This window comes from Streptomyces sp. MUM 203J (assembly GCF_022414595.1).
In the GTDB taxonomy this organism is placed as follows: domain Bacteria; phylum Actinomycetota; class Actinomycetes; order Streptomycetales; family Streptomycetaceae; genus Streptomyces.
The window spans coordinates 1-9,659 of sequence record NZ_JADWYO010000102.1; the positions used below are offsets into that span (position 1 = coordinate 1).

At 73.1% G+C, this 9,659-nt stretch carries 11 protein-coding genes; 4 read left to right on the forward strand and 7 right to left on the reverse strand.

Going from position 1 to position 9,659, the window contains the following annotated elements; translation table 11 throughout:
• From I3F58_RS28395 to rimP, 4 genes are all read right to left on the reverse strand, one after another.
• The coding region (locus I3F58_RS28395) for a translation initiation factor IF-2 N-terminal domain-containing protein (protein WP_240111582.1) at nt 1-320 on the reverse strand (320 nt) is incomplete at its 3' end.
• Nucleotides 321-488: 168 nt separating this feature from the next.
• Complete coding sequence (locus I3F58_RS28400; RefSeq protein WP_240111583.1) at nt 489-767, reverse strand: YlxR family protein; 279 nt, start codon at nt 765-767, stop codon at nt 489-491.
• Nucleotides 768-923: 156 nt separating this feature from the next.
• On the reverse strand, nt 924-1,934 hold the full coding sequence (gene nusA, locus I3F58_RS28405; protein WP_240111584.1) for a transcription termination factor NusA: 1,011 nt from the start codon (nt 1,932-1,934) through the stop codon (nt 924-926).
• 2 nt (nt 1,935-1,936) lie between these two features.
• Nucleotides 1,937-2,437, reverse strand: a complete 501-nt coding sequence (gene rimP / locus I3F58_RS28410) for a ribosome maturation factor RimP (RefSeq protein WP_240111585.1) — start codon at nt 2,435-2,437, stop codon at nt 1,937-1,939.
• Nucleotides 2,438-2,606: 169 nt separating this feature from the next.
• On the opposite strand from rimP, the gene I3F58_RS28415 reads away from it, so the two are divergent.
• The 4 genes from I3F58_RS28415 to I3F58_RS28430 all read left to right on the forward strand — a co-directional run bounded on the left by I3F58_RS28415 (nt 2,607) and on the right by I3F58_RS28430 (nt 5,891).
• Nucleotides 2,607-3,362 (forward strand): hypothetical protein, encoded by a 756-nt coding sequence (locus I3F58_RS28415; protein WP_240111586.1) that lies wholly within the window; start codon nt 2,607-2,609, stop codon nt 3,360-3,362.
• A gap of 63 nt (nt 3,363-3,425) precedes the next feature.
• Nucleotides 3,426-3,848, forward strand: a complete 423-nt coding sequence (locus I3F58_RS28420) for a ferritin-like domain-containing protein (protein WP_240111587.1) — start codon at nt 3,426-3,428, stop codon at nt 3,846-3,848.
• A 48-nt stretch (nt 3,849-3,896) separates the two neighbouring features.
• The gene (locus I3F58_RS28425) at nt 3,897-4,820 is read left to right on the forward strand and encodes an aminoglycoside phosphotransferase family protein (protein WP_240111588.1); all 924 of its coding nucleotides are present in this window, start codon (nt 3,897-3,899) and stop codon (nt 4,818-4,820) included.
• Between the two features lie 111 nt (nt 4,821-4,931).
• Nucleotides 4,932-5,891 carry a slipin family protein gene (locus I3F58_RS28430; protein ID WP_240111589.1) on the forward strand — a complete coding sequence of 320 codons (960 nt, stop codon included), beginning with the start codon at nt 4,932-4,934 and terminating at the stop codon, nt 5,889-5,891.
• A 371-nt stretch (nt 5,892-6,262) separates the two neighbouring features.
• Here the strand turns inward: I3F58_RS28430 and I3F58_RS28435 are convergent, their stop codons facing one another.
• The 3 genes from I3F58_RS28435 to I3F58_RS28445 form a co-directional block, all read right to left on the reverse strand.
• Complete coding sequence (locus tag I3F58_RS28435) at nt 6,263-7,966, reverse strand: proline--tRNA ligase (RefSeq protein WP_240111590.1); 1,704 nt, start codon at nt 7,964-7,966, stop codon at nt 6,263-6,265.
• Between the two features lie 90 nt (nt 7,967-8,056).
• A complete protein-coding gene (locus I3F58_RS28440) occupies nt 8,057-8,608 on the reverse strand; it encodes a GNAT family N-acetyltransferase (protein ID WP_240111591.1) in 552 nt (183 codons plus the stop codon).
• 9 nt (nt 8,609-8,617) lie between these two features.
• Nucleotides 8,618-9,463 (reverse strand): GNAT family N-acetyltransferase, encoded by an 846-nt coding sequence (locus tag I3F58_RS28445; RefSeq protein ID WP_240111592.1) that lies wholly within the window; start codon nt 9,461-9,463, stop codon nt 8,618-8,620.
• Nucleotides 9,464-9,659: the final 196 nt, after the last annotated feature.

A 9,659-nucleotide genomic window follows, 5' to 3' on the forward strand; every position in this document is an offset into this window, starting at 1 on the left:
GGGCCGGGCTTCGGGGCAGCCGGACGAGCCGCCTGCGCCGGGGCCGGCGGGGCGGGCTTGGCGGACGAGGGGGCGCCACCCGCGCGCTTGGCGGCGGGGGCGGAGGGGGCGGCCTTGCGGGGCGCCCCGGGCTTGGCAGCGGACTTGCCGGCGCCTGCGCCGGATCCCTGCAAAGCGTCGGTCAACTTACGGACAACCGGCGCCTCGATCGTCGAGGACGCCGAACGGACGAATTCACCGAGTTCTTGGAGCTTGGCCATGACGACCTTGCTCTCCACGCCGAACTCCTTGGCGAGTTCGTATACCCGGACCTTAGCCACTTCGCTCCTTTTAGGTCCGGTTACCGCCGGACCGTCGCTACTTCATGGGCGTACTCATCGCGTACTCATCGAGTGCTCATCGCAATCTCGACCTACTTCCACTCGCGAGGTACCTGAACCGCGCGGGACCCGGCGGCTGGCCGCCGGCTTCCGTGCCGTGCTTCTTTCTTACGGGTTCGCCTGCTCGACGTAACAGCGGATATCCGCGGTGTCGAGCGGACCCTGGACCCGGAGGGACCGGGGGAACGCCCGGCGGCGGACCGCCAGATCGAGACAGGACGGGACGGGATGCACATAAGCACCCCGGCCGGGCAGCGTACCGCGTGGATCGGGGGCGCACGCGCCCTCGATCACCACGATGCGCAGCAAATCGCTCTTGGCCGCCCGCTCCCGGCATCCCACGCAGGTACGCTCAGGGCATGCGCGGGCATGCGTCCGGCCAGACACGCTTAAGTCTACCTCCCCGCACCGACCTCACCCTTTTGGGGCAAAAATCGAACGGCCGTTGTCGTGATCTCGTTGTAGCTCAACGTGACAGGCCGGCGGCCTATTCCCGGCCACCGGCCCGCGTCCCGCGCGGTCCCCCGTACGAGGGCCGCCCGGTCAGTCCTGCGGCGCTTCCGCGCCCGCCTGCGGCTGCTCGGTGTCCGGCCGGATGTCGATCCGCCATCCGGTGAGCCGGGCGGCCAGCCGGGCGTTCTGCCCCTCCTTGCCGATGGCCAGCGAGAGCTGGTAGTCCGGCACCGTCACCCGGGCGGAACGGGACGCCATGTCGACGATCTCCACCTTGGAGACCCGGGCCGGGGAGAGCGCGTTGGCCACCATCTCCGCCGGGTCCTCGGACCAGTCCACGATGTCGATCTTCTCGCCGTGCAGCTCGGCCATCACATTGCGGACCCGGCCGCCCATCGGGCCGATGCAGGCGCCCTTGGCGTTCAGACCGGCGCGGGTGGACCGTACGGCGATCTTCGTGCGGTGACCGGCCTCACGGGCGATCGCGGCGATCTCGACGGAGCCGTCCGCGATCTCCGGGACCTCCAGCCCGAAGAGCTTCTTCACCAGGTTCGGGTGGGTCCGCGAGAGGGTGACGGACGGACCGCGCACCCCCTTGGCGACCCGCACCACGTACGTCCGCAGCCGCAGCCCGTGCTCGTAGTCCTCGCCCGGCACCTGCTCCTGCACCGGAAGCACGGCTTCCAGCTTGTCGTCCAGCTTCACCAGGACGTTCTTGGGGTCCTTGCCCTGCTGCACGACACCGGCGACGACATCGCCCTCGCGCCGGGCGTACTCACCGAAGGTGACGTCGTTCTCGGCGTCCCGCAGCCGCTGCTGGATGACCTGGCGGGCGGTGGTGGCGGCGATCCGGCCGAAGTCCGACGGCGTGTCGTCGAACTCCTTGGGCTCCTGCCCCTCCTCCAGCTCGCCGGGCTCCTCCTTTGCCCACACCGTCACGTGGCCGGTCTGCCGGTCGAGCACGGCACGGGCGTGGCGGCGGGCTCCCTCGGTGCGGTGGTAGGCGATGAGGAGGGCCGATTCGATCGCCTCGACCAGCAGCTCGAAGGGGATCTCCTTCTCCTGTGCCAAGCCCCTGAGAAGCTTCACATCGATGTCCACGGCTACGCCTCCTCCTCTTCCTTCTTGTCCTTACGGCTGAACTCGATCTCGACACGCGCCTTGGCGATGTCCGCGAAATCCACCCGCCGGGCGGTGGGCTTGCGCCCCTTCACTCCGGGGACCTCGAGGTCGAGTCCCTCGTCGTCGACATCGAGGATGCGGGCCACCAGCGGAGCACCCTCGCGAAGCTGGATCCTCACGAGCCGGCCGGTGGCGCGGACGTAGTGGCGGTGCTCGGTGAGAGGCCGGTCGGCTCCGGGCGAACTCACTTCGAGGACGTACTCGCCCTCACCCATCGCGTCCGTCTCGTCGAGCGTGGAGGAGACGACGCGGCTCAGCTCGGCGATGGCGTCGAGTTCCACACCCGCGTCCGAGTCCACGACGACCCTCAGCACCTGCCGGCGGCCGGCCCGGGACACCTCGATCTCCTCCAGATCCAGACGTCTCGCGCTGACCAGCGGTTCCAGCAGCCCGCGCAGCCTCTCGTTCTGGGTGGTGCTCATCCGGGTGACTCCTCGGCCGCGTGTGCTGTTGTGGGTTCGTCGCGTGTCAGAGCAAAGGGTATCCGGTCCCGAGGGGTGTTGCCGTCCACCTCCGGACGACCCGCGGGTACGCTCGCGTCCGGTGATCTTCGAAGATCTTCGAAACGGCCCGGTACCGGAGGAGTGACACGTGGGGCGCACGGGCACGACACGCAGACGCGCGCTCGCCACCGGGGCGGGCGCGCTGGCGGCCACGGCACTGCTCGCCGCCTGCTCCGGCGGATCCCCGCGCCCCGAGCCGCCCCGCCCCCTGACACCGGAGGAGCGCGCGAGGCAGGCCGAGGAGGCACTGCGCCGCCGCACGGCCTCGGTGAGCGGGAAGCTCCTGACGGCGTACGAGGACGCCCTGGCCGCGCATCCCGCACTCGGACCCCGCGTCACGCCCCTGCGGAACGCGGCGGCGGCGCATGTGGCGGCGCTCATGCCGCCGGGGTCCGCGGCCCCGGCGGACGCCGCGACGCGGTCAGGGGCAGGAGCACCCGCGGAGGCGACGGCACCTGTCGGAGCGGCGGCTCCTCCGGAGGGGGTGCCCGCACCGGCGGGCGGTGCCGGTGCGGTACCGGCGGTGGACCGGGCCGCGGGACCGGGCCAGGGGACCGGGCAGGAGCCGGGACGGGTGACCGCGGCGGCTCGCGCCGGCCGGGACGACGCGGCGCCGTCGGCCCCGGCCGGGCCTTCCTCGTCCCCGGCGGCGTCGGGAGCCGCGGCTGATCCGGAGGGCACGCTCAAGGAGCTTGCCGGGCTGGCCACGCGCACGGCTGCCGCGCACACGGAGGCGCTGCTCGACGCACCGCCGGAGCTGGCGCGACTGCTGGCCTCCGTGGCCGGGGCCTGCGCGGGGCACGCCTATCTGCTGGGTCGGTCCGGTGCGGGGAAGGGCAGATGACCGGGGCTGTGGTGCCGGGCACGTGCGGGCGCCGGAGTCGTGGCCGGTTGAAGGGAAGGGTGGATGAGCGTTCGGGAACGTGAGGCCGTGCAGGGGGCGCTGGCGGCGGAACACGCCGCTGTGTACGGGTACGGGGTTGTCGGGGCGCGGGTCGGGGAGGCGCGGGCGGCGGAGGCGGCTGCGGCGTACGCGGCGCATCGGGCACGGCGGGACGCGTGGGCTCGGAGCGTGCGGGATCTGGGCGGGACGCCCGTAGCCGCCGCTCCGGCGTACGCGCTGCCGTTCCGGGTGGCGGACCCGGCCGCGGCGGTGCGGCTGGCCGCCGAGCTGGAGGACCGGGTGGCGGGCGCGTACGCGGACCTCGTGCGGGCCTCCGGCGGGGCGCTGCGCGAGGACGCTGCGGAGGCGCTGCGGGAGGCGGCGGTGCGGGCGGTGCGCTGGCGCGGCGGCGGCGTAGCCTTTCCTGGGCTCGCGGAACGATCGTGAGCCCCCGCTCACTGGACGTAACCCCGCACGCGAAGGAATCCCGCTCGTATGGCCCACGCCGCTGACGCCGCCGCATTCGAACCACCGCACCGCCTGGTGCGGGAACTCGGCGGAACCCACGGGGTACCCGCGGGCGACTGGCTCGGGCGGGTTCCGGCTGCCGTACGGGAGGCCCTGGACGCACATGGGCTGGACGCCGAGCGGGTGGTGGAGCCGGGGGGCGGCAGCAGCGTGGTCGTCCTGGCCCGGCGGCGGGCGGACGGCGCGCAGGCCGCGCTGAAGCTGGCGCCGCCGTTCGCGGCGCCCGGCCTGGAGCGGGCCGCGCTGGCGCACTGGGACGGCTGGGGGGCGGTCCGGCTGCTGGACCCGGAGGCGGCGGGGCCCGGGCTGGTGCTGGAGCGGCTGCGGCCGGACGTGTCGCTGCGGTCCCTGCCTGAGGCGAAGGCGCTGCTGGAGGCGGCGGGTACGGTACGGCGGCTGTGGGTGGCCCCGCCGGAGGGGCACGGCTTCGAGCCGGTGGCCGAGCGCACGGCGCGGCAGGCCGGGGCCATGGCCGCGTACCGGTCGGACGAGGTGGCGGGTCCGCTGGTGGAGGCCGTGCTGGAGGCACGGGAGGAGCTGGTGGCGGGCGCCGGGGAGAAGCTGCTGCTGCACGGCTGCTTCCGGCAGGGCAAGGTGCTGGCGGGCGAGCGGGCGCCATGGCTGGCGGTGGGGCCGGAGCCGGTGGTGGGCGAGCGGGCGTACGACCTGGCGCTGCTGGCGCGGGACCGGGTCGAGGACCTGGTGGCGGCGGACACCGGGGCGTCGGCCGCGCGGCGGCGGCTGCGGAGGCTCGCGGACTCCCTGGACCTGGACCAGGAACGGCTGCGGGGCTGGACGCGGTTCCGGGCGGTCGAGTCCGCGACGCGCGCGCTCGGGGCGGGGCGGGTGCGGGAGGCGGAGCTGCTGCTGGAGTTCGCGGCCTGGCTCTGAGGCGGTTCCGGGCACCGGAGCGGACCGGGCACTCATCTCGTCCTGACCCGGGCGGGTGCACTATGGGCGTATCACCCCACGGGAGACCGGGTTCGACGGCAGGGGGTCGTCATGGGCGAAGAACTGCTGACCGCGATCGTGCTGGGCGTCGGCGCCGTCCTGGCGTACGCGGCGGCGGCTGCGCGGGTCATCAAGCAGTACGAGAAGGGCGTCGTCCTGCGGTTCGGACGGCTGCGCGGCAGGCTTCGGGAGCCCGGGTTCACCATGATCGTCCCGGGTGTCGACCGGCTGCGCAAGGTCAGCATGCAGATCGTGACCATGCCGGTGCCCGCGCAGGAGGGCATCACGCACGACAACGTGACCGTGCGCGTCGACGCGGTCGTGTACTTCAAGGTCGTGGACCCGGTTGAGGCGGTGATCCGGGTCGAGGACTACCGGTTCGCGGTGGCGCAGATCGCGCAGACCTCGCTGCGGTCGATCATCGGCAAGAGCGACCTGGACGATCTGCTCTCCAACCGGGAGAAGCTGAACCAGGGGCTGGAGCTGATGATCGACAACCCGGCGGTGGAGTGGGGCGTGACGATCGACCGGGTCGAGATCAAGGACGTGTCGCTGCCGGAGACGATGAAGCGGTCCATGGCCCGGCAGGCGGAGGCGGACCGTGAGCGGCGGGCGCGGCTGATCAACGCGGATGCGGAGTTCCAGGCGTCGAAGAAGCTGTCGCAGGCTGCGCGGGAGATGTCGGAGACGCCGGCGGCGTTGCAGCTGCGGCTGCTGCAGACGGTGATGGCCGTGGCGGCGGAGAAGAACTCGACTCTGGTGCTGCCGATCCCGGTGGAACTGCTGCGGTTCCTGGAGCGGTCGGCCGAATCTGCGGAGCACCAGGTGTCGGCGGGGCGGTCGGAGCCCACGGTGGCGCCGTCGGCGGAATCCGCGGGCGGGCAGGCGGCGGAACCCGCGCTGGAGGCACCGGAACCTGTGCCGGACCCGCCGGAACCTGTGCCGGACCCGCCCCTGCGGACGCGGCCGGGCGCCCAGGACGACAGCACGGGTGCGGCAGGCTGCCTCTGACCGGGCCCGGCGCGGTGCGGGCCGGGCTTCAGGGCGGGCGCGGCGAGCAGGAGCCGCCGGTCGGGGCGCGGGCTGTTCGCGGCCACGGAGCCGGTTCCGCTGTGCCCGCCCTCCCTCGGGCTCCCGGCTGCTCTCCCCCGTCACCGGCCTGTCCCGCACAGGGGGACCCCGGGAAGCGGCGGTGGCCTCATCTCCCTGGTGACACCCCCGCACCGGGCAGTCGGTGGAGCGACGACCGCCCTCAGCGGGGCGCCTCACGCCTCCGGAGGTGAGTGCCGGGGTGCCCCGGCACCGCCCGGCCGGAGCGCAGGAACAGCAGCCCCCACGGCGGGGGCGGCGCGGCGCGTGGCGTCACGCGCCGCGCCCCTGGGTCACTGCGTGGCCGTCAGGCGGGTGACGGCCTCGGCGACCGGGAGTTCCTCGCGGGCACCGGTCGCACGGTCCTTCAGCTCCACCACGCCCTCGGCCGAACGGCGGCCCGCGACCAGGATGTTCGGAACACCGATCAGCTCCGCGTCCGTGAACTTGACGCCCGGGGACACCCCCGCACGGTCGTCGACCAGGACCCGCAGCCCCGCCTCCGCCAGCTTCTCGGAGACCTCGAGCGCCAGTTCCGTCTGCAGCGCCTTGCCCGCTGCGACGACGTGCACGTCCGCCGGGGCGACCTCGCGCGGCCAGCACAGGCCCTTGTCGTCCGCCGTCTGCTCGGCCAGCGCGGCCACCGCACGCGAGACGCCGACCCCGTACGAGCCCATCGTCACCCGCACCGGCTTGCCGTTCTGGCCCAGCACGTCGAGCTGGAAGGCGTCCGCGTACTTGCGGCCCAGCTGGAAGATGTGACCGATCTCGATCGCGCGGTCCAGCTTCAGGCCGGTGCCGCACTTCGGGCAGGGGTCGCCCTCCTCGACCACGACGACGTCCAGGTAGTCGTCGACGGTGAAGTCCCGGCCGCAGACGACGTTCTTCGCGTGCGTGTCCGGCTTGTTGGCGCCGGTGATCCAGGCCGTGCCCGGGGCGACGCGCGGGTCCGCGATGTAGCGGACCTTGTCCAGGCCCTGCGGGCCGACGTAGCCGCGGACCAGGTCGGGGCGGCCGTCGAAGTCCTCGGCGGTCACCATCTCCACGACGGCCGGGGCCAGGTGGTCCTCCAGCTTGCCCAGGTCGACCTCGCGGTCACCGGGGACGCCCACGGCGACGATCTCGCCGTCGACCTTGATGAGCAGGTTCTTGAGCGTGGCGGAAGCGGGCACGCCGAGGTGCTCCGCGAGGCTCTCGATGGTCGGGGTGTCGGGGGTGTCCAGCTCCTCGACCGTTCCGTGCGCGGAGCCGTCGGCCGCCTCGCCGCCCGCGAAGGTGACCGCCTCCGTGTTGGCCGCGTAGTCGCAGGCCGGGCAGTACACGAAGGTGTCCTCCCCGGCGGGGGCCGGGGCCAGGAACTCCTCGGAGGCCGAACCGCCCATCGCGCCGGAGACGGCAGACACGATCTTGTGCCGCAGACCGAGCCGCTCGAAGATCCTCACGTACGCCTCGCGGTGCAGGCGGTACGACTCCGCGAGACCCTCGTCCGTGGTGTCGAAGGAGTACGAGTCCTTCATCTGGAACTCGCGGCCGCGCAGGATGCCGGAGCGGGGGCGGGCCTCGTCTCGGTACTTGGTCTGGATCTGGTAGAGGATCACCGGCAGGTCCTTGTAGGACGTGCACTGGTCCTTGACCAGCAGCGTGAAGATCTCCTCGTGGGTGGGGCCGAGCAGGTAGTCGGCGCCCTTGCGGTCCTTGAGCCGGAACAGCTCGGCGCCGTACTCGTCCCATCGGCCGGTCGCCTCGTACGGCTCCTTGGGAAGGAGGGCCGGCAGGAGCACCTCCTGGGCGCCGATCGCGTCCATCTCCTCGCGGACGACGCGGGCGACGTTCTCCAGCACCTTCTTGCCCAGCGGCAGCCAGGACCAGATGCCGGCGGCGTTGCGTCGGACGTAGCCGGCGCGGACCAGCAGCTTGTGGCTGAGCGTCTCGGCGTCCGCCGGGTCGTCGCGCAGTGTCTTGACCATCAACCGGGACATGCGCTGGACCTGGGCCATGGGGAACTCTCCTGCGGTGAAAAGTGTGATGGGCAGGAGGTTAGCCGGGCGCCCCCGGCAGGCGGAAATCAGTTGTCGCCGGGCCGGCCCTCAGCGCGCACCCGACGGGCGCCGAAGCGGCAGCGGCGCCCCCATCACCGCGTACGGCCGCGCCGCGCTCGGGAAGTGGACCGGGCGGGCTAGGTCGACGTATCCCAGCGAGCGGTACAGGCGGCGCGCCGGGCTCTCGGTGTCGATCGCGGAGAGGATGGAGCGCGGCTCGTCCGCCCTCGCGGTGATCGTGGTGATCAGTTCGGTGCCGATGCCCCGCCCCTGGTAGTCGGGGTGGACGTGCAGTTCCGTGATGACGAAGGAGTCGTCGAGCCAGCCCTCGTTGCCCTCCCGGACCAGGTACGGCTGGACGACGGTCGACCACCAGTGGGCGCGGTCGTTGGGCATGCCGTACACGAAGCCGACGAGCCGGCCGCCGCGGGCCGTGGCGCCGTACGACCGAGCGCCGCGGCAGGCCATGTGGCGCAGCACGATGTGCCGGCGCACGGCGACCTCGCCGGCGGTGAGACCGAAGGCGAGGGCTTGTACGGCGAGGGCGTCGTCCACCCGTGCGGGCAGGTCGAGGGGGCCCACCGCGACGTCGTCATCCATGGGCGAACCCTAGAACAGCACACTCATGAACGCCCCGGCCTCCCGGAAGCCGACCCGGCGGTACGCGGCGCGGGCGGGCGTGTTGTAGTCGTTGACGTACAGACTGACGACCGGCGCCACTTCGGCCAGCGCGTACTGGAGGACCGCCGCCATGCCGGTCTCGGACAGGCCCCGTCCCCGGTGCTCGGGGGCGACCCATACGCCCTGGATCTGGCAGGCCTGGGGGGTGGCCGCACCGATCTCGGCCTTGAAGACGACCTCGCCGTCCTCGATCCGAGCGAAGGCGCGACCCGCGCCCACCAGTTCGGCCACGCGTGCCTGGTAGAGCAGGCCGCCGTCCCCGGCGAGCGGGGAGACGCCGACCTCCTCGGTGAACATCGCCACGCAGGCCGGCATGACCACGTCCATCTCGTCCTTGCGCACCCGGCGGACCAGGGGGTCTGCCTCGATGCCGGGAGCCGGCTGGTCGGTGACCATCAGGGGCTGGTGGGTGCGGACGTCCCTGGCCGGTCCCCAGCTCGGTTCGAGCAGGCGCCACAGGTGTGCGGTGGGGGCCGCGGGACCGACGATCGAGCTGCAGCGGCGGCCGATGCGGCGGGCGCGGTCCGCGAAGGCGCGGACGGCGTCGGGGGTGGCGCAGATGGGCACGAGGTTGGCGCCCGCGTAGCAGAGGGAGCGGAGCCTGCCCTCGGTGTACCAGCCCCACATCTCGCCGCCGAGCCGCCAGGGGTCGAGGCCGGCGGCCTGGACCCGGGCGGTCACGAAGGCGTTGTTGACGGGCTCGCTCTCCAGGATGGCGAGCGCGGCGCCGAGGTCGCCGGGTTCGAGGACCCGGCTGGTGGTGTGCGTCAACACGAGGGGGCCTCACCAGTGGTCTGTCAGTCTTCGCACTGTACCTGGCCCCTCCGGGCGGAGGCCTGGCACACGGGCGCTTCCGGGTCCGGGGCCTGCCGCACGGCGCGCCCGTGGTCCGGTGGCCGCGTGGCCGCCGCTGCCCCCGTCGGTCCACTCGACCGGGACGACCGCCTCCGCGCCGGGCGGAAGCGGGGCA